Here is a 24,027-nt window from a genome sequence, read left to right on the forward strand (position 1 = left end):
CGAATCAACACAGCCGTTCACGGCGTCATCGCACGTCGAGCGCAGGGCACGGACCCTGCGCCCTCATCTAAGCGTTACGCGCCGACTACGATCGGTCGGGCCAGAGGCGGGACGGCGGCGCTGGTGGGCGCGATGCCGGCTTCGAACTCTGGACGGAAATACTTGATGGCACTGCCCAACGGCTCCACGGCACCCGGTGCGTGAGCACAGAAGGTCTTGCCTGGGCCGAGGAACCCCACCAGACCCAGCAGGGTCTCGATGTCGCCTTGCTGGCCCTGGCCGTTCTCCAGAGCCATCAGCAGTTTGACGCTCCATGGCAGGCCATCACGGCAAGGGGTGCAGAAGCCGCAGGATTCACGGGCGAAGAATTGCTCCATGTTGCGCAACAGCGACACCATGTTGATGCTGTCGTCCACCGCCATGGCCAGGCCGGTACCCATGCGGGTGCCCACTTTGGCGATGCCGCCGGCATACATTTGCGCATCCAGGTGTTCTGGCAGCAGGAAGCCGGTACCGGCGCCGCCTGGCTGCCAGCACTTGAGCTTGAAGCCGTCACGCATGCCGCCGGCGTAGTCTTCGAACAGCTCGCGTGCGGTCACGCCGAAGGGCAGCTCCCACAGGCCAGGGTTCTTCACTTTGCCGGAGAAGCCCATCAGCTTGGTGCCGTGGTCTTCGCTGCCTTCGCGGGCCAGGGATTTGTACCACTCCACGCCGTCGCCGATGATCGCCGGCACGTTGCACAGGGTCTCGACGTTGTTCACGCACGTCGGCTTGCCCCACACGCCTACGGCAGCAGGGAAGGGCGGCTTGGAGCGTGGGTTGGCGCGACGGCCTTCCAGGGAGTTGATCAGTGCGGTTTCTTCACCGCAGATGTAACGCCCGGCGCCGGTGTGGACGAACAGCTCGAAATCGAAACCGCTGCCCAGGATGTTCTTGCCCAACAGGCCTGCGGCCTTGGCTTCTTCCACGGCACGCCGCAGGTGCTTGGCGGCGGTGGTGTATTCGCCGCGCAGGAAGATGTAGCCGCGGTAGGTCTTCAGTGCACGGGCACTGATCAGCATGCCTTCGATCAGCAGATGGGGAAGTTGCTCCATCAGCATGCGGTCCTTCCAGGTGTTGGGTTCCATTTCGTCCGCGTTGCACAGCAGGTAGCGGATGTTCATGGACTCGTCTTTGGGCATCAGGCCCCACTTCACGCCGGTGGGGAAGCCCGCACCGCCGCGCCCCTTGAGGCCGGCATCCTTGACGGTCTGGACGATATCGTCCTGGGACAGGTCAGCGAAAGCCTTGCGGGCCGCCGCGTAGCCGTTCTTGGCCTGGTACTCGTCGAACCATACAGGCTCGCCGTCGTCACGCAGACGCCAGGTCAGGGGGTGGGTTTCTGCGGTACGCGCAATGCGGTTCGCAGGGCCGAAAGAGGTCAGGGTCATACGTAGCCCTCCAACAGTTTGGCCACGCCAGCAGGCTGTACGTCGCCGAAAGTGTCGTCGTCGATCATCAGCGCCGGGGCCTTGTCGCAGTTGCCCAGGCAGCACACCGGCAGCAGGGTGAAGCGGCCGTCGGCGGTGGTCTGGCCGAGGCCGATGCCCAGCTCGCTCTGAATCTGGCTGACCACGGACTCGTGGCCGCCGATGTAGCAGACCATGCTGTCGCAGACGCGAATGATGTGGCGGCCCACTGGCTGACGGAAGATCTGGCTGTAGAACGTCGCCACGCCTTCAACGTCGCTGGCGGGGATGCCAAGGATCTCGCCGATGGCGTAGACGGCGCCGTCCGGCACCCAGCCACGTTCCTTCTGGACGATCTTCAGTGCTTCGATCGACGCCGCGCGCGGGTCTTCGTAGTGATGCATCTCGTGCTCGATGGCCGAGCGCTCGGTTTCGCTCAGGGCGAAACGGTCTGTCTGGATAAGCGTGCTGTTCATGCTTAGCGGTCCACGTCGGCCATAACGAAGTCGATACTACCCAGGTACGCGATCAAGTCCGCGACCATGCTGCCGCGGATCACCGAAGGGATCTGCTGCAGGTGGGCGAAGCTTGGGGTGCGAATCCGGGTGCGGTAGCTCATGGTGCCGCCATCGCTCGTCAGGTAATAACTGTTGATGCCCTTGGTCGCTTCGATCATCTGGAAGGATTCGTTGGCCGGCATCACCGGGCCCCACGAAACCTGCAGGAAGTGCGTGATCAAGGTTTCGATGTGCTGCAGGGTGCGCTCTTTCGGCGGCGGCGTGGTCAGCGGGTGATCCGCCTTGTACGGGCCTTCCGGCATGTTGCGCAGGCACTGGTCGATGATCTTGATGCTCTGGCGCATCTCCTCGACGCGAACCATGCAGCGGTCGTAGGCGTCACCGTTGGCCGCCAGTGGAACTTCGAACTCGAAGTTCTCGTAGCCGGAGTACGGACGAGCCTTGCGCAGGTCGAAATCGCAGCCGGTTGAGCGCAGGCCGGCACCGGTGACGCCCCATTCCAGGGCTTCCTTGGTGTTGTAGGCGGCAACGCCGATGGTCCGACCCTTGAGGATGCTGTTCTGCAGGGCGGCCTTGGTGTATTCGTCGAGGCGCTTGGGCAGCCATTCAACGAAGTCCTTGACCAGCTTTTCCCAGCCGCGGGGCAGGTCGTGGGCGACGCCGCCGATGCGGTACCAGGCCGGGTGCAGGCGGAAGCCGGTGATGGCTTCGATCACGGTGTAGGCACGCTGGCGGTCGGTGAAGGTGAAGAACACCGGGGTCATGGCACCGACGTCCTGGATGTAGGTACCCAGGAACAGCAGGTGGCTGGTGATGCGGAAGAACTCGGCCATCATGATGCGGATGACGTCGACCTTCTCCGGTACCTTGATGCCGGCCAGCTTCTCGACCGAGAGCACGTACGGCAGGTTGTTCATCACCCCGCCGAGGTAGTCGATACGGTCGGTGTAAGGGATGAAGCTGTGCCAGGACTGGCGCTCGGCCATCTTCTCGGCACCACGGTGGTGGTAGCCGATGTCCGGAACGCAGTCGACGATCTCTTCACCGTCCAACTGCAGGATGATGCGGAAGGCACCGTGGGCCGAGGGGTGGTTCGGGCCCAGGTTGAGGAACATGTAGTCCTCGTTGGCACCGGAACGCTTCATGCCCCAGTCTTCCGGACGGAAGCGCGCGGCTTCTTCTTCCAGCTGCTGTTTGGCCAGGGTCAGGCTGAACGGGTCGAACTCGGTGGCGCGGGCCGGGAAGTCCTTGCGCAGCGGGTGACCTTCCCAGGTGGGAGGCATCATGATCCGCGAAAGGTGAGGGTGACCGGCAAAGTCGATGCCGAACATGTCCCAGACTTCACGCTCGTACCAGTTGGCATTGGGCCAGATACCGGTGACGGTCGGCAGGCTGAGATCGCCTTCGGACAGGGCCACCTTGATCATCACGTCACTGTTACGTTCGATCGACAGCAAGTGGTAGAACACGCTGAAATCGGCACTCGGCAGGCCTTGACGCTTGGTGCGCAGGCGCTCGTCCACGCCATGCAGGTCATAGAGCATGACGTACGGCTTGGGCAGGTTGCGCAGGAAGGTCAGGATTTCAACGAGTTTGGAGCGGGTAACCCACAGCACCGGCATGCCGGTGCGGGTGGCCTGGGCGGTGAACGCCTCAGGGCCAAAACGGTTATTGAGTTCGACGACCACATCCTGGTCGTCAGCCTTATAAGGCGGGATGTACAGAGCACTGCCTGTAGTCATGGTTTTTTATCGCTTTCGGTCAACGTAAAGAGTGAAGCCAGTGTCGTTTCTTTGTCAGAACAGATCTGGATCAGACTTCGTCAGGGCTGCGCAGGTTGGTGACCTGAATACGCTGTTCGCGGCGCTGCTCCTTTTGCGACGGCATTTCGGCGCGGTACACGCCTTGATCACCGACGACCCAGGAAAGTGGGCGACGCTCCTGGCCAATGGATTCTTGCAAGAGCATCAAGCCTTGCAGGAATGCTTCAGGGCGGGGCGGGCAGCCAGGTACGTAGACGTCCACGGGCAGGAACTTGTCCACCCCCTGAACTACGGAGTAGATGTCGTACATGCCACCGGAGTTGGCGCACGAGCCCATGGAGATAACCCATTTAGGCTCGAGCATTTGCTCATAGAGACGCTGGATGATCGGCGCCATCTTGATGAAGCAGGTGCCGGCAATAACCATGAAATCCGCCTGACGCGGCGATGCCCGGATAACCTCGGCGCCAAAGCGCGCGATGTCGTGGGGCGCCGTGAAGGCAGTGGTCATTTCCACGTAGCAGCAGGACAGACCGAAGTTGTACGGCCACAGGGAGTTCTTACGCCCCCAGTTGACCGCGCCGCTCAGCACGTCTTCCAGCTTGCCCATGAAGATGTTTTTGTGGACCTGATCCTCTAACGGATCGGAAACGGTTTCCCGTTCGCCGATCGGGTACTGATCGTTAGGAGCATCGGGGTCGATCCTGGTGAGATTGTATTGCATCGCCAAAGCCTCATTGTTTTAGCTTCGCCTGCCGCTTACGACGACCTTCCGGAGCCCAGTCAAGAGCCCCCACTCGCCAAAGGTAGACAAGACCTGCCAACAGAATTGCTATGAAAACGAGAGCTTCGACGAATCCGGTCCAGCCGCTTTCGCGGACGGACACAGACCAGGCAAAGAGAAAGAGGGCTTCGATATCGAAGATCACGAAGAGCATCGCGACCAGATAGAATTTGGCTGAGAGCCGCAAGCGGGCGCCACCGGTAGGTAGCATGCCGGACTCGAACGGTTCGTTTTTGCTGCGGCCCCAGGCTTTTGACCCGAGGAGGCTGGAGACGCCGAGCATGAAGGCGCAAAGGCCGACAACACCCAGAAGGAAAATGGCAAAGCCCCAGTTGTGGGCCATGAGTCCTGTCGCTTCGGGCATGCTGGTAATCCTTAACAGAGAGCAAGAGTCTCTGAGCTTGATAAAGAAATAAAGCAGTGACGATATGTCGCAGCGCAATCAATCGCGCTGATTTTATGGCTAAACACCGGGCAAGTAAAATTTCTAAAGCGAAATTGTTTATCGTAATAAGGACATAGCTCCCCCCTGTAGCCCCGTAAGCCGCGGCCTGTGGGCATTAGGGGAGGTTTTGTTAATTATGTTTTGTTGCAGCTGCAACGAAAGTTATAGCGGCTAAATGATAATCAATATTGTTTAGGTGTTGTTTTAATCTGCTTTCCTTCGGGGAGTGGGAAAGTTGCTTGTTATATCCCTGTTACTGCAAGTAGCAGGGGCGCACCTTTTAACCTGTTTCGCTCTGGGTAACACCGCTCTGGATCAATGTTTGGCGAGCTTTTTTGCAGGGGCCGGGCGCCTCGAGGTTTTTGAGGGGGCTGCAGGGGAGCGGTTCGCCGGCAAGCTGGCTGCTGCAGGTTTGGCGGGCAAAAAAACGCCCCGAACCAGTCGGGGCGTCAGTTGTACAGCAATGCAGTTGTTTTTACCGGGCCTGCATTGGCCGCTCGATCAAGGCGCGAGGCCTGGAATCAGTGGAACTGCTCTTCTTCGGTGGAACCGGTCAGAGCGGTTACCGAGGACGAACCACCCTGGATCACAGTAGTCATGTCGTCGAAGTAGCCGGTGCCCACTTCCTGCTGGTGAGCCACGAAGGTGTAGCCTTTGGCGGCGTCAGCGAACTCCTGCTCTTGCAGCTTCACGTAGGCAGTCATGTCGTTGCGGGCGTAGTCGTGCGCCAGGTTGAACATGCTGTGCCACATGTTGTGGATGCCGGCCAGGGTGATGAACTGGTGCTTGTAACCCATGGCGGACAGTTCGCGCTGGAACTTGGCGATAGTCGCGTCGTCCAGGTTTTTCTTCCAGTTGAAGGAAGGCGAGCAGTTGTACGACAGGATTTGGTCCGGGTATTCCTTCTTGATTGCTTCGGCGAAGCGACGAGCTTCGTCCAGGTCCGGCTTGGCGGTTTCGCACCAGATCAGGTCGGCGTACGGAGCGTAAGCCAGGCCGCGGGCGATCGCTTGATCCAGACCGGCTTTTACTTTGTAGAAGCCTTCCTGGGTGCGAGTGCCAGTCACGAACGGTTGGTCGTACGGGTCGCAGTCCGAAGTCAGCAGGTCAGCAGCGTTGGCGTCGGTACGGGCCAGGATGATGGTCGGTACACCGGCAACGTCTGCCGCCAGGCGGGCAGCGGTCAGCTTCTGTACGGCTTCCTGGGTTGGAACCAGCACCTTGCCGCCCATGTGGCCGCACTTCTTCACGGAAGCCAGCTGGTCTTCGAAGTGAACGCCGGCGGCGCCCGCTTCGATCATGCTCTTCATCAGCTCGTAGGCGTTCAGTACGCCGCCGAAACCGGCTTCAGCGTCAGCTACGATAGGTGCGAAGTAGTCGATGTAGCCGTCGTCGCCCGGATTCTTGCCGGCTTTCCACTGGATCTGGTCGGCACGACGGAACGAGTTGTTGATGCGCTTGACCACGGTCGGAACCGAATCCACCGGGTACAGCGACTGGTCGGGGTACATGGATTCGGCGGAGTTGTTGTCCGCAGCCACTTGCCAGCCGGACAGATAGATTGCCTGGATGCCGGCTTTGACCTGTTGAACAGCCTGGCCGCCGGTCAGGGCGCCCATGCAGTTGACGAAATCTTTCTCAGGACGGAAGGACGGCTTGGCACCTTGGGTGACCAGGTTCCAGAGCTTCTCGGCGCCCATGCGTGCCAGGGTGTGCTCGGGTTGGACCGAACCACGCAGACGGACCACGTCGGCAGCGGAATAAGTGCGAGTCACGCCTTTCCAGCGCGGGTTTTCAGCCCAGTCTTTTTCAAGGGCTGCAATTTGCTGTTCGCGTGTCAGTGCCATGGAGATAAACCTCGTCGCGTCTTGTGTAAAAAGTCGTTCTTGGTTGGAGAATTCCGGCTCCGCCGATCACGCGTCATAACGCTGCGTGGAAGGCTGCTCGCTGACCAGGAAGCTTAGGCGGTCAAGTCGGGTCTGGCGGGGATGGCGACGGGTGAACGATGGGCTCGAGGGGAAAGTGAGCAGGTGAAGGCGAGCTGCGGTGCGCATGCGGGCGTCGTGGGCCTTGGTGCGTTCCATCAGTGTGTTGCCGATCGACCTAAATACGCTTCCGTCCCTCGGGACAACTTCGTTCCAGTCGCAATCTCGTCAAACACACCTTGTGGGCAGTACAGACACGAATCGGCTCAGGTGGGTAGGTTAGAGCGGCGATCCGAAGGCCCTTGCCAGGGCCCCTGATTAGCGGGAGCGAGGCCATCATGCCCGCGGTTTTTTGGCTCGTCAAATGTTTTGTAGTGCTTTTTTTATGGCACTACATCTTTGGTCTAATACGACTAATCAGTCAGTTTTTGGTGCTTTAGTCCAAGGCGTCGACCTTGACGCGCAAGGTCATGTCATCCCGTCCTTGAGTCGAGTAGCTGCGGCCCAGGGCCTGCTTGTCGGCCTGGGTCTGGCGATTGACCCCGGCCAGGGTGATCCACTCGCCGAGGCGCCCACTGACAGTTGTGTCGGTACTTTGCACGTTCACTACATCAGGGCGTTCCTGGCTCATGCGGTCGCGGTTGGTGCTGATACTCAGGTGCACGGTCTCGCCGGTGACGCTGGCTGTCACGTAGAAGCCCTGGGTGACGTTGCGGTATTGAGTCTGGTTTTGCAGGCGACCGTAGGGATCGGTCTGGGTGGTGGTCAGGGGCACGCTCTGGCCAACCTGGATCAGCGCCGGCAAGCCTTCGCTGGCCTGGACCTGTTGGATGCCGCCATCGCGGCTCTCGGTGCTGCGATTGATGATGCGCGTTTGCGGTGCACCATTGACCGAATAACCCTGGTTGTCCTGGAAGTTGTTCTCGTTGGTGTCGACGGTGATCAGCAGGCGCTTGGCCGCGGTATCCAGTTGCGCAATGAAGGCCCGCAGTTCGGCGATCTTGCCCGGCTCGGCGTTGACGATCAGTTGGTTGCCATAGGCGCTGACCTTGCCGTCCTTGCCCAGAAAATTCTGCGCCACCGGCAGCAGGTCGGCGCTGGTGCGGTTGTTGAGGGGCACGATCTCGGTGGCGGCCATGACCGAGCAGCTGAAGGTCAGCAGCAGCGTCGTGAGCAAGGTGCGTAGGGACATATCCGTTATCTCCGCGAGTAGCTGGCGTAAAGCCTTGAGTTTGACACTTTGTCGGCTTTGGGTGGGGCAAGTTGAATCCTAGACGGCAAAACGCCCCGGCATCCTGGTCTTGCGCCTGGTGGGCGCAAGGGGATGGCGGGGCGTTCGCTCTGGCCATTGCCGCTGGGGCTTGTCGGTCAGGCGCCGCGAACCATGTCGACGTGGGGGATTCCCGCTTCGAGGAATTCCTCGCTGACAATCGAGAAGCCCAGGCGCTCGTAGAACGGCGTGGCCTGGACCTGGGCGCTGAGCATCTGTTGCTTCAGGCCGCGCTTCTCGGCTTCGTCGATCACTGCACGCATCAGCGCATCGCCGACCTTGAGGCCGCGCCAGTCCTTGAGTACCGAGACCCGGCCGACATGGCCGTCCGGCAGCAGGCGCGCGGTACCGATAGGGAAATCACCCTCGCAGGCCAGAAAGTGCACCGCACTGTCGTCGTCGGCGTCCCACTCCAGTTCGGGCGGAACCGATTGCTCGGCAATGAACACTGCTTCACGAATGCGCCGGATCTCGGCGTTATCCTTTTGCCAGTCTGCGACACGTACGTGAATCTTATTCATCGGCAAACCCCAGGCTCCCTTGCTTGACCAGTTCACACAGCAGGCCGCGCCCATCTTCATCCGCCAGCCAAGGGCCGAGGTTGTCGATATGCAGGGCGTCGGCGGCGCAAATCATTTTCAGCAGCTCGCGCAGTTTACCGGGAAGCAGGCGACTTTGGCCGCTGGCGAACAGCAACAGGTCTTCATCGACCTCCGACCAGGCCAGGCGCGCGCTTGGGTTGCGGATCAGGATAGCGCCCTGTTCCAGGCTGCCCAGCAGGTCGTCCTCTTCCAGTTCCGGGCCGACCACCAGTTCCGGGTAGCGTGGCTCGGTCATGAACTGGCCGAACCAGGTCAGCAGCAGGCGTTCGTCGCTCATGTGCTCGGCCAGCAGGCCCTTGAGGCGATCAAGGGCATCCTGCTGGATCTGGTGCGGGTCGCTGGCCGGCTGCACGTCGGCGTCGGTGTAGCGCTCTTCGTCCGGCAGGAACTGGCCGAGGAAGTCGGTGAAGTGAGTCAGCACTTCAGCGGCGCTCGGGGCGCGGAAGCCCACCGAGTAGGTCATGCAGTCGTTCAGCGCGACACCGTAGTGGGCCAGGCGTGGGGGCAGGTAGAGCATATCGCCCGGCTCCAGGACCCAGCTTTCGGTCTCTTCGAATTCGGCGAGGATGCGCAGGTCCGCGTGCTGCAGCAGCGGGCTCTCGGAGTCGCACATCTGGCCGATCTTCCAGTTGCGCTTGCCGTGGCCTTGCAGCAGGAACACATCGTAGTTGTCGAAGTGCGGGCCGACGTTACCGCCCGGTGCGGCGAAGCTGATCATCACGTCATCGATGCGCCAGCTCGGCAGGAAGCGGAAGTGCTCCAGCAACTCGGCGACTTCCGGGACGAACTGGTCCACGGCCTGGACCAGCAGGGTCCAGTCGCGCTCCGGCAGCTTGCTGAACTCGTCTTCGGCGAACGGGCCGCGGCGCAGCTCCCAGGGGCGTTCGCCTTTCTCGATCACCAGGCGCGATTCGACTTCTTCTTCCAGGGCCAGGCCGGCCAGTTCGTCAGGTTCGATCGGGCTTTCGAAGTCAGGCAGGGCCTGACGGATCAGCAGGGGCTTCTTCTGCCAGTAGTCACGCAGAAATTCCCGTGCAGTGATGCCGCCCAGAAGTTGAAGTGGAATGTCAGGATTCATTTGTAACCTATTGAAAAAGTTTACTTTTCTAGCAGGAATAAAAACGCCCGGCGCGGCCGGGCGTCAAAAGGTCGAGCAGTCGGTCAGATGCGCTTGGCCTGGGCCACGGCATTGCCGATGTAACTGGCCGGGGTGAGCTGCTTCAGCTCGGCCTTGGCCGCGGCCGGCATGTCCAGCCCGTCGATGAAAGTCTGCAGCGCTTCAGGGCTGATGCCCTTGCCGCGGGTCAGTTCCTTGAGCTTTTCGTACGGATTTTCGATGTTGTAGCGACGCATCACGGTCTGAATCGGCTCGGCCAGGACTTCCCAGCAAGCGTCCAGGTCTTCAGCGATCTTCTGGGCGTTGAGCTCCAGTTTGCTGATGCCTTTGAGGCTGGCTTCGTAGGCGATCACGCTGTGAGCGAAGCCCACGCCCAGGTTGCGCAAGACGGTGGAGTCGGTCAGGTCGCGCTGCCAGCGGGAGATCGGCAGCTTGCTCGCCAGGTGCTGGAACAGGGCGTTGGCGATCCCGAGGTTGCCTTCGGAGTTTTCGAAGTCGATCGGGTTGACCTTGTGCGGCATGGTCGAGGAACCGATTTCGCCGGCAATGGTGCGCTGCTTGAAGTAGCCCAGGGAGATGTAGCCCCAGATATCGCGATCGAAGTCGATCAGGATGGTGTTGAAGCGGGCGATGGCGTCGAACAGCTCGGCGATGTAGTCGTGCGGCTCGATCTGCGTGGTGTAGGGGTTGAAGGCCAGGCCCAGTTCGTCTTCGATGAAGGCGCGGGCGTTGGCTTCCCAGTCGATGTCCGGGTAGGCCGACAGGTGGGCGTTGTAGTTGCCCACGGCGCCGTTGATCTTGCCCAGCAGCGGCACGGCAGCGACCTGAGCGATCTGACGCTCCAGGCGGTACACGACGTTGGCCAGTTCTTTGCCCAGGGTGGTCGGCGAGGCCGGCTGACCGTGGGTACGCGACAGCATCGGCACTTCGGCGAAACGGATCGCCAGTTCGCGGATGGCGTTGGCGGTCTGGCGCATCAGCGGCAGCATCACTTCATCACGGCCTTCGCGCAGCATCAGGGCGTGGGACAGGTTGTTGATGTCCTCGCTGGTGCAGGCGAAGTGGATGAATTCACTGACGTTGGCCAGCTCAGGCAGCTTGGCGGCTTGTTCCTTGAGCAGGTACTCGATGGCCTTGACGTCGTGGTTGGTGGTGCGTTCGATCTCTTTGACACGCTCGGCGTGCTCCAGGGAGAAGTTCTCTGCCAGGGCATTGAGGACGGCGTTGGCTTCGGCGGAGAACGCCGGCACTTCGCTGATGGCGCTGTGGGCGGCCAGGCGCTGGAGCCAGCGCACTTCAACGAGGACGCGAGCACGGATCAGGCCGTATTCGCTGAAAATGGGGCGCAGGGCCTGGGTTTTGCCGGCGTAGCGGCCGTCAACAGGGGAAACCGCAGTGAGCGAAGAGAGCTGCATGGGGTGTTCTCGGACAGTCGGGCAACGAAATGGGGCGCGTATCATACATGAAAATATCCGCAGGTCCGTTGCCAACTGACCAGCGTCTTACGCGCAGCTCTTGAAAAATCAGGCGCAGCTCAGCTGCTGCGCATCAATGGATAAAGCTCTTTGAGCAATTTGCGCCGGCTGATCACCAGTTGCCAGCGATGGCCGCCCAACTGGCGCCACAGGCGTGCGGAACGAATGCCGGCCAGCAGCAGGGCGCGAATTTTAGAGGCATTGCTCGGTTGCTGCAGGTTGCGCATGTCGCCATGTACCTGAATGCGCTGGCGCAGGGTGCTCAGGGTGTCCTGATACAGCCCGCCGCACGCGGCAATGACGTTTTCGTGGGCCGGGCCGAAGTGTTCGACCTGGGACTGGATCTGCGGCAGGCGCTTGCCGATGGTTTCCAGCAGGTCTTCGCGCTTGGCCAGCTGACGTTCCAGGCCGAGCATCGACAGGGCGTAGCGCAGCGGCTCGCGTTGCAGAGTGCTGGGGTCGCGCTCCAGGGCGCCGATCAGGGCGCGATAGCCCTCGCGCAGGTTGATGTCGTCGCCGCCATAGACTTCCAGGGTGTCCTTCGGATCACGGATCAGCAGGCTGCCGAGCATGCAGCTCAAGGCCGCTTCGCTGACCTGGCCGGTCTTGGCGATGCGGTCCACCAGCACAGCTGCGAGGAATACCCCACCCAGCGCCGTCAGTTGCTCCTGAATCGGGCTCATGGACGGACGTCCTTGCTGCTCCAGGGTTCGGCGACTTCGATGACGCCGCCGCCGAGGCAGATTTCACCGTCGTAGAACACCACGGACTGGCCGGGGGTTACGGCGCGCTGCGGGTCGTCGAAGGTGGCGCGGTAGCCGTTGGCGGTCTTTTCCAGGGTGCAGGGCTGGTCGCTCTGGCGGTAGCGCACCTTGGCGGTCAGGCGCCGTGGCTGGCTCAGGTCGATGGGGTTGACCCAATAGATGTCGGAGGCCAGCAGGGCGCGGGAGAACAGCCAGGGGTGATCGTTGCCCTGGCCAACGATCAACTCGTTGTGCTCCAGGTCCTTGATCAGCACGTACCACGGCTCTTCGCCGGCGTCTTTCAGGCCGCCGATGCCCAGGCCCTGGCGTTGGCCGATGGTGTGGTACATCAGGCCGTGATGGCGGCCGATGACTTCACCTTCGGTGGTCTTGATCTCGCCGGGCTGGGCCGGCAGGTATTGCTTGAGGAAGTCGCTGAAGCGCCGCTCACCGATAAAGCAGATACCGGTGGAGTCTTTCTTCTTTGCCGTGGCCAGGTCGTGTTTTTCGGCGATGGCGCGTACTTCGGGTTTTTCCAGCTCGCCCACCGGGAACAGGGTCTTGGCGATCTGCTCGCCGCCAACGGCATGCAGGAAATAGCTCTGGTCCTTGTTCGGGTCCAGGCCCTTGAGCAGTTCAGTGCGGCCGTCGATGTCGCGACGGCGCACATAGTGGCCGGTGGCGATCAGGTCGGCGCCGAGCATCATGGCGTAGTCGAGGAACGCCTTGAACTTGATTTCGCGGTTGCACAGGATGTCCGGGTTCGGCGTGCGACCGGCTTTGTATTCGGCCAGGAAGTGCTCGAACACGTTGTCCCAATACTCAGCGGCGAAGTTGGCGGTGTGCAGCTTGATGCCAAGCTTGTCGCACACGGCCTGGGCATCCGCCAGGTCATCCATGGCGGTGCAGTACTCGGTTCCGTCGTCTTCCTCCCAGTTCTTCATGAACAGGCCTTCCACCAGGTATCCCTGCTCCATCAGCAGGAGGGCGGAAACGGAAGAATCCACGCCGCCGGACATGCCGACAATGACGCGCTTCTTTTGGGTGTCAGAAGGGGCTGGATCACGCATAGGAATTCAATGGGTGTCTTGAAAAAGGACGCGATTCTAACAGGCTGAGGCCTGCAAGGCTAAAACTGCGGTTAAAGCATTGGTCGGATCAGCGCCAGGCTGTGCAGTTGGCCGTCCAGGTAATCGTCCAGGCACTGCAGGATCAGCTCACTGCGCCAGTTGGCCCGTTGCTCCAGCAGTTGCTCGCGGCTCAGCCAGCGTGGGCCGATGATGCCGTCGTCCAGTTGATAGTCCGGATGATGGCGCAGCGGCTTGGCGGCAAAGCACACGCGCTGGTAGGTCACGCCGTTGCTGGGGGCAGTGTACAGGTAGATGCCGACCACGCCGGTCAACTCCACGTCCCAGCCGGTTTCCTCCAGGGTTTCGCGGATGGCCGCCTGGAGCAGGCTTTCATTGGCATCCAGGTGCCCGGCGGGCTGATTGAGCACGGCCTGTTCGCCCGAGTACTCCTCGACGAACAGGAAGCGGCCCTGGTCCTCGACGATGGTGGCGACAGTGATATGCGGTTGCCATTCCATAAAGGCACTCCTTTATAAAGGGTGAGCATTGTAGGAGCCGGCTTGCCGGCGAAGCGAGCGCCGCCTGTTTGGCGTGGGTGCATTTCGCCGGCAAGCCGGCTCCTACGCAATCCATAAGCACAAACCCCGGCGCGAGGCCGGGGTTTGTGTGTTCGCTCGTGCTTACACCAGCGCAGCGATGGCTGCGTTGAGGGTGGCGCTCGGGCGCATGGCCTGGCTCACCAGCTCGGGGTTGGCGCTGTAGTAGCCACCGATGTCCACGGGCTTGCCCTGTACGGCGTTGAGCTCGGCGACGATGGTCGCTTCGTTCTCGGTCAGGGTCTTGGCCAGGGTGCTGAACTGCGCTTGCAGGGCAGCGTCCTCGGTCTGGGCGGCCAGGGCTTGTGCCCAGTACAGCGCCAGGTAGAAGTGGCTGCCGCGGTTGTCGATGTTGCCGACTTTGCGCGATGGCGACTTGTTGTTGTCGAGGAACTGACCGGTAGCCTGGTCCAGGGTCTTGGCCAGTACCAGGGCTTTCGGGTTGTTGTAGGTGTTGCCCAGGTGCTCCAGGGAAGCGGCCAGGGCCAGGAACTCACCCAGGGAATCCCAGCGCAGGAAGTTCTCTTCCAGCAGCTGTTGCACGTGCTTCGGAGCCGAACCGCCGGCGCCGGTTTCGAACAGGCCGCCACCGTTCATCAGTGGCACGATCGACAGCATCTTGGCGCTGGTGCCCAGTTCCATGATCGGGAACAGGTCGGTCAGGTAGTCGCGCAGTACGTTGCCGGTCACCGAGATGGTGTCCTTGCCGTCGCGGGTGCGGGCCAGGGTGAACTTCATGGCTTCAACCGGGGACATGATGCGGATGTCCAGGTCGCTGGTGTCGTGATCTTTCAGGTAGGCCTGAACTTTTTCGATCATCACGCCGTCGTGGGCGCGCATCGGGTCCAGCCAGAAGATCGCTGGGGTGCTGCTGGCGCGAGCACGGTTGACTGCCAGCTTGACCCAGTCCTGAATCGGCGCGTCTTTGGTCTGGCACATGCGGAAGATGTCGCCGGCTTCGACTTTCTGCTCCAGCAGCAGGCTGCCTTTGCTGTCGGTCACGCGAACCACGCCGTCAGCCTTGATTTCGAAGGTCTTGTCGTGGGAGCCGTACTCTTCGGCTTTTTTCGCCATCAGGCCAACGTTCGGTACGCTGCCCATGGTGGTCGGATCGAACGCGCCGTTGGCTTTGCAGTCTTCGATCACGGCCTGGTAGATGGTGGCGTAGCAACGGTCTGGGATCACCGCCTTGGTGTCGTGCAGCTGGCCGTCGGTGCCCCACATCTTGCCGGAGTCACGGATCATGGCCGGCATCGAGGCGTCGACGATCACGTCGCTCGGCACGTGCAGGTTGGTGATGCCTTTGTCAGAGTTGACCATCGCCAGGGCAGGGCGGGCTGCGTAGACCGCCTGGATGTCGGCTTCGATTGCAGCTTGCTGGTCGGCCGGCAGGGCCTTGATGCGGGCGTACAGGTCGCCGATACCGTTGTTCAGGTTGAAGCCGATTTCTTGCAGGACGGCGGCGTGCTTGCTCAGGGCGTCCTGATAGAACTCGGCAACGATCTGGCCGAACATGATCGGGTCGGAGACTTTCATCATGGTGGCTTTGAGGTGCACCGACAGCAGTACGCCTTGCTTCTTGGCGTCTTCGATTTCAGCGGCGATGAAGGCGCGCAGGGCCTTTTTGCTCATCACGGCGCAGTCGAGGATTTCACCGGCTTGCACGGTGGTTTTTTCTTTCAGGACGGTGGCTGTGCCGTCTTGGGCGATCAGTTCGATCTTGACGCTGTCTGCGGCTTCGATCAGGGCGGCTTTTTCGCTGCCGTAGAAGTCGCCGTTGCTCATGTGGGCAACGTGGGACTTGGAGTCCTTGGCCCAGGCGCCCATCTTGTGCGGGTGCTTGCGCGCGTAGTTCTTCACCGACAGCGGAGCGCGGCGGTCGGAGTTGCCTTCACGCAGAACCGGGTTCACGGCGCTGCCCTTGACCTTGTCGTAACGCGCCTTGGCGTCTTTGTCGGCGTCGCAGGTCACGGTTTCTGGGTAGTCCGGCAGGGCGTAGCCCTGGGCCTGCAGTTCCTTGATCGCGGCTTGCAGTTGCGGTACCGAGGCGCTGATGTTCGGCAGCTTGATGATGTTGGCTTCCGGGGTAACGGCCAGTTCGCCCAGTTCGGCGAGGTGGTCCGGTACCGCTTTGGCACCCAACTGCTCAGGGAAGCTGGCGAGGATGCGGCCGGCCAGGGAGATGTCGCGGGTTTCCACGGCGATATCAGCCGAAGCGGTGAAGGCTTCTACGATAGGCAGCAGGGAATAGGTGGCGAGGGCCGGGGCTTCGTCGGTGAAGGTGTAGATGATCTTCGAGCGGGTGGGCATATTCGGATTAACTCTCTTCTTTGCTAAAGCGTGCGCAGAAACTCGAGGTGCGCCGGGTAAGCGCTTTCGTTCAAAGGTCATCCATGAGCCGAATGTCGAGGTTTCTTCGCGGTGATGTTGGGTGCATCAGTCGAGCGTCAAGCGGGTGGGCTGCGGTAACAACCCGGCTTTGGGCGGCCATTCTCGGCTTGTTTTTTTCGGTAGCAGAGCGTTCGGCCGTCGTGACTCTGTGGTCAGCGGCGGCATTATACATAGGTAGCTAGCAAAACGCCGATGCTTCATAGGAGCCCGTTCTCGTCCATTGGTCTAAAGGTCGCAGGCGGGGGGTAGGCGTAGAGTCGCTCGAGGTGCTCGATTTTGGCACTTTTCCCTTTGCTTTCAGGCTTGTAGGCCGCGAACTGTGCAGCTTTCACGGCATATGGGTGGAACATGAGGTTCCCGTCCAGATTCAACTGGGTTACGCTCGAACGCAGCCAGATGTTCAATCCACACAACGGAGTTCAGCATGGGATACAAGAAGATTCAGGTTCCAGCAGTCGGCGACAAAATCACCGTCAACGCAGACCATTCTCTCAATGTTCCTAACAACCCGATTATTCCTTTCATCGAAGGCGACGGTATTGGTGTTGATATCAGCCCGGTCATGATCAAGGTTGTCGATGCTGCGGTTAAGAAGGCTTACGGCGGCGAACGCAAGATTTCCTGGATGGAAGTGTATGCCGGGGAAAAAGCGACTCAAGTGTACGACCAGGATACCTGGCTGCCTCAGGAAACCCTGGACGCGGTAAAGGACTACGTGGTTTCCATCAAGGGGCCGCTGACCACTCCGGTCGGTGGTGGCATCCGTTCCCTGAACGTGGCCCTGCGTCAACAGTTGGACCTGTATGTATGCCTGCGCCCGGTGCGCTGGTTCGAAGGCGTGCCCAGCCCGGTGAAAAAGCCTGGCGATGTGGACATGACCATCTTCCGTGAAAACTCCGAAGACATTTACGCCGGTATCGAATGGAAGGCCGGTACGGCAGAAGCCACCAAGGTCATCAAGTTCCTTAAAGAAGAAATGGGCGTCACCAAGATCCGTTTCGACGAAAACTGCGGTATCGGCGTCAAGCCGGTTTCCCTGCAGGGCACCAAGCGTCTGGCGCGCAAGGCGCTGCAGTATGTAGTGGATAACGACCGCGACTCGCTGACCATCGTCCACAAAGGCAACATCATGAAGTTCACCGAAGGTGCCTTCAAAGAGTGGGCCTATGAAGTGGCGGCTGAAGAGTTCGGCGCAACCCTGCTGGACGGCGGTCCTTGGATGCAGTTCAAGAATCCGAAAACCGGCAAGAACGTCATCGTCAAGGATGCTATCGCTGACGCCATGCTCCAGCAGATCCTGCTGCGCCCGGCCGAATACGATGTGATCGCCACCCTCAACCTCAACGGTGACTACCTGTCCGACGCCCTGGCGGCGGAAGTGGGTGGTATCGGTATCGCTCCGGGTGCCAACCTTTCTGACACCGTGGCCATGTTCGAAGCGACCCACGGTACCGCGCCCAAGTATGCCGGCAAGGACCAGGTCAATCCGGGTTCGCTGATTCTCTCCGCGGAGATGATGCTGCGCCACATGGGCTGGACCGAAGCGGCCGACCTGATCATCAAGGGCACCAACGGCGCCATCTCGGCCAAGACCGTGACTTATGACTTCGAGCGTCTGATGGAGGGAGCGACCCTGCTGTCTTCGTCGGCATTCGGTGATGCACTGATCTCGCATATGTAAGCGAATTTGGGCTGAAAGCAAACCGGCCGACTCAATCCCTTGAGTCGGCCGGTTTTTTTATGACTGGATGTTGGATGAATCAGCTCAGGGCGCTTTCGGTCTGGACCTCGGCGGTGACGATTTCGCCGGGTACCTTCAAGGCGCTGATTTTGATTGCATGCAGCCCCTTGGGGCCTTGGATGATCTCGAAGCTCACTGCCTGCCCGGCTTTCAAGGTCTTGTAGCCATCCATATCGATGGCCGAGTAATGGGCAAACAGATCGTCAGTCTTGCCCTCCTCATTAATAAAGCCATAGCCCTTGGCATTGTTGAACCACTTGACCTTACCGCTAGCCATACTCATATCCCTCTGCAACAGACTCCATCACTGGAGTATCATCCAGTTCATCCGCCGCCAAACTTGGTAAAAAGGTTGACGCCGCGGACGTTTATTACCCAATGTGGGCCCTATTGGTTGTAACACCGTTTTGCCGATAGTCAAGGTGACCCGGCGGTCGGAGTTGAATTCCGTCCAGGGCGCCCCCACCACTGTATTTGCACAACTGACGAACCTTTCTTTCCATGCATGCAATCAGCCAGATTCGACTAACATTCAATCAGGATCGCCCGGACTTGCACGACGACGATTCCGCTGGCTTGGCTGTACAGGAAGCTAAGCCTGCGTTACAGGCGCCGCCGATGTACAAGGTGGTTTTGTTCAACGATGACTACACCCCGATGGATTTCGTCGTCGAAGTGCTCGAGATGTTTTTTAACCTGAATCGCGAGCTGGCGACCAAGGTCATGCTGGCCGTCCATACCGAAGGGCGGGCAGTGTGTGGATTGTTTACCCGCGACATCGCCGAGACCAAGGCCATGCAGGTCAACCAGTACGCCCGGGAAAGCCAGCATCCGCTACTCTGTGAAATCGAGAAGGACGGTTAACGCCGACCACTTGGGTATGAGGTGAAGCTATGTTAAACCGCGAGCTCGAAGTCACCCTCAATCTCGCCTTCAAGGAGGCCCGTTCGAAGCGTCATGAATTCATGACCGTCGAGCACCTTCTGTTGGCTCTTTTGGATAATGAGGCCGCCGCCACCGTTTTACGTGCCTGCGGAGCAAACCTCGACAAACTCAAGCACGACCTGCAGGAGTTCATCGACTCCACCACGCCGCTGATTCCTGTGCACGACGAGGATCGCGAGACTCAGCCAACCCTGGGTTTCCAGCGTGTGCTGCAACGTGCTGTCTTTCATGTACAGAGCTCGGGCAAGCGTGAAGTCACCGGCGCCAATGTGCTGGTGGCAATCTTCAGTGAGCAAGAGAGTCAGGCCGTGTTCCTGCTGAAGCAGCAGAGCGTTGCCCGTATCGATGTGGTCAATTACATCGCCCATGGCATTTCCAAGGTGCCTGGGCATGGTGATCATTCTGAAGGTGAACAGGATATGCAGGACGAAGAGGGTGGTGAGTCGTCTTCTTCGGGCAATCCTCTGGATGCCTATGCCAGCAACCTCAACGAATTGGCCCGTCAAGGGCGGATTGATCCGTTGGTGGGTCGCGAGCAGGAGGTCGAGCGCGTTGCGCAGATCCTCGCTCGTCGACGCAAGAACAATCCGTTGTTGGTGGGTGAGGCGGGTGTGGGCAAGACCGCCATTGCCGAAGGCTTGGCCAAGCGCATTGTCGACAATCAGGTTCCAGACCTGTTGGCCAACAGCGTTGTCTACTCCCTGGATCTCGGGGCGTTGCTGGCGGGTACCAAATACCGTGGCGATTTCGAGAAGCGCTTCAAGGCGTTGCTGGGCGAATTGAAGAAGCGTCCTCAGGCGATTCTGTTCATTGACGAGATTCATACCATCATCGGTGCCGGTGCGGCCTCCGGTGGGGTAATGGATGCCTCGAATCTGCTCAAGCCGCTGCTGTCCTCAGGTGATATCCGTTGCATCGGTTCGACCACCTTCCAGGAATTCCGTGGGATCTTCGAGAAGGACCGGGCCCTGGCTCGGCGCTTCCAGAAGGTCGATGTGTCCGAGCCTTCGGTCGAGGACACCATTGGTATCCTGCGCGGTCTCAAAGGTCGCTTCGAGCAGCATCACAGCATCGAATACAGTGATGAAGCCCTGCGTGCCGCGGCTGAACTGGCTTCGCGCTACATCAATGACCGGCATATGCCGGACAAGGCCATCGACGTCATCGACGAGGCGGGCGCCTACCAGCGTCTGCAGCCGGCCGAGAAGCGCGTGAAGCGCATCGAGGTGGCTCAGGTCGAGGATATCGTGGCGAAAATTGCCCGTATTCCGCCAAAACATGTCACCAGTTCCGATAAAGAGCTGCTGCGCAACCTTGAGCGCGATCTCAAGTTGACGGTGTTTGGCCAGGATGCGGCGATTGATTCGCTGTCTACCGCCATCAAGTTGTCCCGTGCGGGCCTGAAGTCTCCGGACAAGCCGGTGGGTTCGTTCCTGTTCGCCGGTCCTACCGGTGTCGGCAAGACCGAAGCGGCTCGGCAGTTGGCCAAGGCCATGGGTATCGAACTGGTGCGCTTCGACATGTCCGAGTACATGGAGCGGCACACCGTATCGCGCTTGATTGGTGCGCCTCCCGGCTATGTCGGTTTCGACCAGGGTGGCTTGCTGACCGAAGCGATCACCAAGCAGCCGCATTGCGTATTGCTGCTCGATGAAATCGAGAAGGCGCATCCGGAAGTCTTCAACCTGCTGCTGCAGGTGATGGATCACGGCACCCTGACCGACAACAACGGGCGCAAGGCGGATTTCCGCAATGTGATCGTCATCATGACCACCAATGCCGGTGCTGAAACCGCGGCGCGAGCCTCTATCGGCTTCACTCATCAGGATCACTCTTCCGATGCCATGGAAGTGATCAAGAAGAGCTTTACGCCAGAGTTCCGCAACCGTCTGGACACCATTATCCAGTTCGGTCGCCTGAGTCACGAAGTGATCAAGAGCGTGGTGGACAAGTTCCTTACCGAGCTTCAAGCGCAGTTGGAAGACAAGCGCGTACAGCTGGAAGTGACCGATGCTGCTCGCAGCTGGCTGGCCGCCGGTGGTTACGACGTGGCCATGGGTGCACGCCCGATGGCGCGTTTGATCCAGGACAAGATCAAACGTCCCCTGGCCGAGGAGATCCTGTTTGGCGAATTGTCCGATCATGGCGGTGTGGTACACATCGACATCAAGGATGGCGAGTTGACCTTCGATTTCGAGACCACGGCGGAAATGGCTTGATGGCCGCGTAACGCAGCAGTACCGCCAAAGGCACCGGAGGGTGCCTTTGTGCTATCTGGGATTTGATGGGGTTTGAACAGTTTTTTGCAGGCGAACAAAAACGCCCGGCATAACCGGGCGTCTTGTATTGACTTGCTTAGCGAGCGCGGTAAGTGATGCGCCCTTTGCTCAAGTCATAGGGCGTCAGCTCGACGCGCACTTTGTCACCGGTAAGAATACGAATGTAGTTCTTGCGCATCTTGCCGGAAATATGCGCGGTTACGACGTGCCCATTTTCCAACTCCACACGAAACATGGTGTTGGGCAGGGTGTCGACGACAGTGCCTTCCATTTCGAAGCTGTCTTCTTTCGACATGCAGTAAAGCCCTCGGTGTCCAATGAATGGCCCGGTGCAACTGCGCCAGGCAAAAGCGGCGTGCATTGTGCCCGAAAAGTGGGGTTTAAGCCAAGACCTTCTAGTTGAGGATCACCCATCTCTGGTTAACCAGCAGCTCTATGGGGCGATATTGGGTCTTGTAGTTCATCTTTTTGCAGTTTTTGATCCAGTAGCCGAGGTACACCGCGTCCAGCCCCAGGCGCAGGGTTTCGCCGATTTGCCAGAGGATCGCGTAGCGCCCCAGGCTGCGGCGCTCTTCATCGGGTTCATAGAAGGTGTAGACCGCCGAAAGCCCGTTGGGCAATAGGTCGGTAACGGCCACCGCCAGCAGGCGCCCCTCCAGGCGGAACTCGTAGAAGCGGGAAAACGGCAGGTCACGCACCAGGAAGGTCGAGAACTGGTCGCGGCTGGGGGGGAACATGTCGCCGTCGGCGTGGCGTTGCTCGATGTAGCGTTGGTAAAGGTCGAAGTACTCTTCGCTGAAGCCAGGTTTGGCCGCTTGTACGCTCAGGTCGCTGTTGCGTTTGAGAATGCGTTTTTGCTGACGATTGGGTAGGAACTGCGCCACTGGAATGCGCGCCGGGACGCAAGCGTTGCAGTTTTGGCAGTGGGGGCGGTACAGGTGATCGCCGCTGCGACGAAACCCCATTTCCGACAGATCTGCGTAGACATGCACGTCCATGGGCTGGCTGGGATCGAGGAACAAGGTGGTGGCCTGTTCGTCGGGCAGGTAGCTGCAAGAATGGGGTTGAGTGGCATAAAACTTCAGGCGCGCCAACTCGGTCATGAGTCAACCCTCGGAATAAGCTTTGAAATTAAGTGTAAGCCACAGCCGTCAAACCCGCCTAGGAAACCCATATGGCGCGGCTCGGCTGATCCAGGTGACGCGCGAGGTAGTCGGCGAACTCGGGTCGGGAAATGGAGCGCGCACCCAGGCTGTGCAGATGCTCGGTAGGCATCTGGCAGTCGATCAATACAAATCCCCACTCCTTCAGATGCTGTACCAGAGTGGCGAATCCGAATTTCGAGGCGTTGTCGGCACGGCTGAACATCGATTCGCCAAAAAACAGTTGGCCCATGGCCAGGCCGTATAGCCCTCCCACCAACATGCCTTGATCCCAGACTTCCACCGAATGGGCATAGCCGCGCTGATGCAATTGCAAATAGGCCTGTTGCATCGCCTCGCTGATCCAGGTGCCGTCGGCATAAGACCGAGGTGCTGCGCAGGCGCTGATGACCGCAGCGAAGTCCTGGTCGAACGTCACTTGATAGCGCTGTTTGCGCAACAGCTTGCCCAGGCTGCGGGAGACATGCAGCTCGTCCGGCAGTAGCACGGTGCGTGGGTCAGGGGACCACCAGAGGATCGGCTGACCCTCGGAAAACCAAGGGAAGCAGCCGTGACGATAGGCCTGAATCAGGCGATCGGCGGACAGATCACCGCCCGCAGCCAGCAGCCCGTTGGGCTCGCGCATGGCCTTTTCCAATGGGGGGAAATCAAGCTTGTTGCGTTGTAACCAGGTCAGCATGGCATCCAGACTTACGGCAGGGGAGGGCGGTGGCAGGCCGATGATGGCCCGCCACAAGCGTAGGGCGAGGGCTTAGTTGTCGTCGAGGAATTTTTCTGCATCCAGAGCTGCCATGCAGCCGGCACCGGCGGACGTAATGGCCTGGCGGTAGACGTGATCGGCCACATCGCCGGCGGCGAATACTCCCGGGATGCCGGTGGCGGTGGCATTGCCTTCGCTGCCACCCTTGATCAGCAGGTAGCCGTCGCGCATCTCCAGTTGTCCCTGGAACAGCTCTGTATTGGGCTTGTGGCCGATGGCGATAAACACCCCGGCCAGTGTCAGATCCTTGGTTTCTCCGCTGTGGCTGTCCTTGAGGCGGGCGCCGGTCACGCCGCTGGCATCACCCAGCACCTCGTCCAGATGCTGGTTCCAATGCAGGCGGATATTGCCGTTGGTGGCCTTGTCGAACAGTTTGTCCTGGAGGATTTTCTCTGCGCGGAGCTTGTCGCGGCGGTGCACCAGGTGCACTTCCTTGGCGATGTTGGACAGGTACAGGGCCTCTTCCACGGCGGTATTGCCACCACCCACCACGGCCACCACCTGATTGCGATAGAAAAAGCCGTCGCAGGTGGCGCAGGCGGAAACCCCTTTGCCGGCAAACGCTTCTTCCGATGGCAGACCCAAGTACTGCGCCGACGCGCCGGTGGCGATGATCAGCGCGTCGCAACTGTAGGTGCCGCTGTCGCCGATGAGGATAAACGGCCGTTGCTGCAACTGAGCGGTGTGGATGTGGTCATAGACGATCTGGGTGTCGAAGCGCTCCGCGTGTTTCTGCATGCGCTCCATCAGCACCGGGCCGGTCAGGCCTTCGACGTCACCAGGCCAGTTGTCGACGTCGGTGGTGGTGGTCAGTTGGCCACCGGCTTGCAAGCCGGTGATCACTGTCGGTTTGAGGTTGGCACGCGCGGCATAAACGGCGGCGCTGTAACCGGCAGGGCCAGAGCCCAGAATGATCAGGCGTGAATGCTTCGCTTGGTTCATAAAAACACCTCATAAGCCTTTGTCACAAAAGAGAATGCATGCTCCAATTG

22 protein-coding genes are annotated in these 24,027 nt (G+C 60.1%); 3 read left to right on the forward strand and 19 right to left on the reverse strand.

What is annotated here, in order from left to right; genetic code table 11:
* Positions 1–74: 74 nt before the first annotated feature.
* The 14 genes from nuoF to PQT43_RS09750 form a co-directional block, all read right to left on the reverse strand.
* Complete coding sequence (gene nuoF / locus PQT43_RS09685; RefSeq protein WP_102864718.1) at positions 75–1,430, reverse strand: NADH-quinone oxidoreductase subunit NuoF; 1,356 nt, start codon at positions 1,428–1,430, stop codon at positions 75–77.
* Positions 1,427–1,924 carry an NADH-quinone oxidoreductase subunit NuoE gene (nuoE, locus tag PQT43_RS09690; protein WP_011062188.1) on the reverse strand — a complete coding sequence of 166 codons (498 nt, stop codon included), beginning with the start codon at positions 1,922–1,924 and terminating at the stop codon, positions 1,427–1,429. The genes nuoF and nuoE overlap by 4 nt, the downstream gene beginning before the upstream one ends.
* Positions 1,925–1,926: 2 nt before the next feature.
* Positions 1,927–3,708: an NADH-quinone oxidoreductase subunit C/D gene (gene nuoC / locus PQT43_RS09695; RefSeq protein ID WP_102864719.1), complete on the reverse strand. Its 1,782-nt coding sequence runs from the start codon at positions 3,706–3,708 to the stop codon at positions 1,927–1,929.
* Positions 3,709–3,778: 70 nt separating this feature from the next.
* The gene (locus PQT43_RS09700; protein ID WP_011062186.1) at positions 3,779–4,453 is read right to left on the reverse strand and encodes a NuoB/complex I 20 kDa subunit family protein; all 675 of its coding nucleotides are present in this window, start codon (positions 4,451–4,453) and stop codon (positions 3,779–3,781) included.
* Positions 4,454–4,463: 10 nt separating this feature from the next.
* Entirely contained in the window at positions 4,464–4,877 is a 414-nt protein-coding gene (locus PQT43_RS09705; protein ID WP_011062185.1) for an NADH-quinone oxidoreductase subunit A, read from the reverse strand.
* Between the two features lie 602 nt (positions 4,878–5,479).
* A complete protein-coding gene (aceA, locus tag PQT43_RS09710; RefSeq protein ID WP_025126589.1) occupies positions 5,480–6,805 on the reverse strand; it encodes an isocitrate lyase in 1,326 nt (441 codons plus the stop codon).
* A gap of 514 nt (positions 6,806–7,319) precedes the next feature.
* Positions 7,320–8,075 (reverse strand): secretin N-terminal domain-containing protein, encoded by a 756-nt coding sequence (locus PQT43_RS09715; protein WP_272753769.1) that lies wholly within the window; start codon positions 8,073–8,075, stop codon positions 7,320–7,322.
* Positions 8,076–8,251: 176 nt separating this feature from the next.
* Positions 8,252–8,674, reverse strand: a complete 423-nt coding sequence (locus PQT43_RS09720) for a GNAT family N-acetyltransferase (protein WP_102864721.1) — start codon at positions 8,672–8,674, stop codon at positions 8,252–8,254.
* On the reverse strand, positions 8,667–9,833 hold the full coding sequence (locus tag PQT43_RS09725; RefSeq protein WP_102864722.1) for a ribosomal protein uL16 3-hydroxylase: 1,167 nt from the start codon (positions 9,831–9,833) through the stop codon (positions 8,667–8,669). Before PQT43_RS09725 ends, PQT43_RS09720 begins: the two co-directional genes overlap by 8 nt.
* Positions 9,834–9,916: 83 nt before the next feature.
* Positions 9,917–11,287, reverse strand: coding sequence for an adenylosuccinate lyase (gene purB / locus PQT43_RS09730; RefSeq protein ID WP_102881787.1), 1,371 nt, complete (start codon positions 11,285–11,287; stop codon positions 9,917–9,919).
* Between the two features lie 119 nt (positions 11,288–11,406).
* Positions 11,407–12,030: a high frequency lysogenization protein HflD gene (gene hflD, locus PQT43_RS09735; protein ID WP_025126594.1), complete on the reverse strand. Its 624-nt coding sequence runs from the start codon at positions 12,028–12,030 to the stop codon at positions 11,407–11,409.
* Entirely contained in the window at positions 12,027–13,160 is a 1,134-nt protein-coding gene (gene mnmA / locus PQT43_RS09740) for a tRNA 2-thiouridine(34) synthase MnmA (RefSeq protein WP_272753771.1), read from the reverse strand. The genes hflD and mnmA overlap by 4 nt, the downstream gene beginning before the upstream one ends.
* A gap of 71 nt (positions 13,161–13,231) precedes the next feature.
* Entirely contained in the window at positions 13,232–13,678 is a 447-nt protein-coding gene (locus PQT43_RS09745; protein ID WP_102881785.1) for an NUDIX hydrolase, read from the reverse strand.
* Between the two features lie 162 nt (positions 13,679–13,840).
* Complete coding sequence (locus PQT43_RS09750; protein ID WP_123394604.1) at positions 13,841–16,066, reverse strand: NADP-dependent isocitrate dehydrogenase; 2,226 nt, start codon at positions 16,064–16,066, stop codon at positions 13,841–13,843.
* Positions 16,067–16,571: 505 nt separating this feature from the next.
* Between PQT43_RS09750 and icd the strand changes: the two genes are divergently transcribed.
* Entirely contained in the window at positions 16,572–17,828 is a 1,257-nt protein-coding gene (gene icd, locus PQT43_RS09755) for an NADP-dependent isocitrate dehydrogenase (protein WP_102864727.1), read from the forward strand.
* Between the two features lie 79 nt (positions 17,829–17,907).
* Here icd and cspD read toward each other — a convergent pair whose 3' ends face one another.
* Entirely contained in the window at positions 17,908–18,165 is a 258-nt protein-coding gene (cspD, locus tag PQT43_RS09760) for a cold shock domain-containing protein CspD (RefSeq protein ID WP_102864728.1), read from the reverse strand.
* 224 nt (positions 18,166–18,389) lie between these two features.
* Here cspD and clpS point away from each other — a divergent pair, with 224 nt between their 5' ends.
* Both clpS and clpA read left to right on the forward strand, forming a co-directional pair.
* Positions 18,390–18,752 (forward strand): ATP-dependent Clp protease adapter ClpS, encoded by a 363-nt coding sequence (gene clpS, locus PQT43_RS09765; RefSeq protein WP_011062173.1) that lies wholly within the window; start codon positions 18,390–18,392, stop codon positions 18,750–18,752.
* 29 nt (positions 18,753–18,781) lie between these two features.
* Positions 18,782–21,052 carry an ATP-dependent Clp protease ATP-binding subunit ClpA gene (clpA, locus tag PQT43_RS09770; protein ID WP_102864729.1) on the forward strand — a complete coding sequence of 757 codons (2,271 nt, stop codon included), beginning with the start codon at positions 18,782–18,784 and terminating at the stop codon, positions 21,050–21,052.
* A 136-nt stretch (positions 21,053–21,188) separates the two neighbouring features.
* On the opposite strand, the gene infA is transcribed toward clpA, so the two are convergent.
* From infA to trxB, 4 genes are all read right to left on the reverse strand, one after another.
* On the reverse strand, positions 21,189–21,407 hold the full coding sequence (infA, locus tag PQT43_RS09775; RefSeq protein ID WP_002553999.1) for a translation initiation factor IF-1: 219 nt from the start codon (positions 21,405–21,407) through the stop codon (positions 21,189–21,191).
* Between the two features lie 100 nt (positions 21,408–21,507).
* Positions 21,508–22,215: an arginyltransferase gene (locus tag PQT43_RS09780; protein WP_102864730.1), complete on the reverse strand. Its 708-nt coding sequence runs from the start codon at positions 22,213–22,215 to the stop codon at positions 21,508–21,510.
* A 58-nt stretch (positions 22,216–22,273) separates the two neighbouring features.
* Complete coding sequence (gene aat / locus PQT43_RS09785) at positions 22,274–22,954, reverse strand: leucyl/phenylalanyl-tRNA--protein transferase (protein WP_267268590.1); 681 nt, start codon at positions 22,952–22,954, stop codon at positions 22,274–22,276.
* A gap of 72 nt (positions 22,955–23,026) precedes the next feature.
* Positions 23,027–23,977: a thioredoxin-disulfide reductase gene (trxB, locus tag PQT43_RS09790; protein ID WP_267268589.1), complete on the reverse strand. Its 951-nt coding sequence runs from the start codon at positions 23,975–23,977 to the stop codon at positions 23,027–23,029.
* Between the last annotated feature and the right edge of the window lie 50 nt (positions 23,978–24,027).

This window comes from Pseudomonas sp. BLCC-B112 (assembly GCF_028550695.1).
Lineage (GTDB): Bacteria > Pseudomonadota > Gammaproteobacteria > Pseudomonadales > Pseudomonadaceae > Aquipseudomonas > Aquipseudomonas danubii.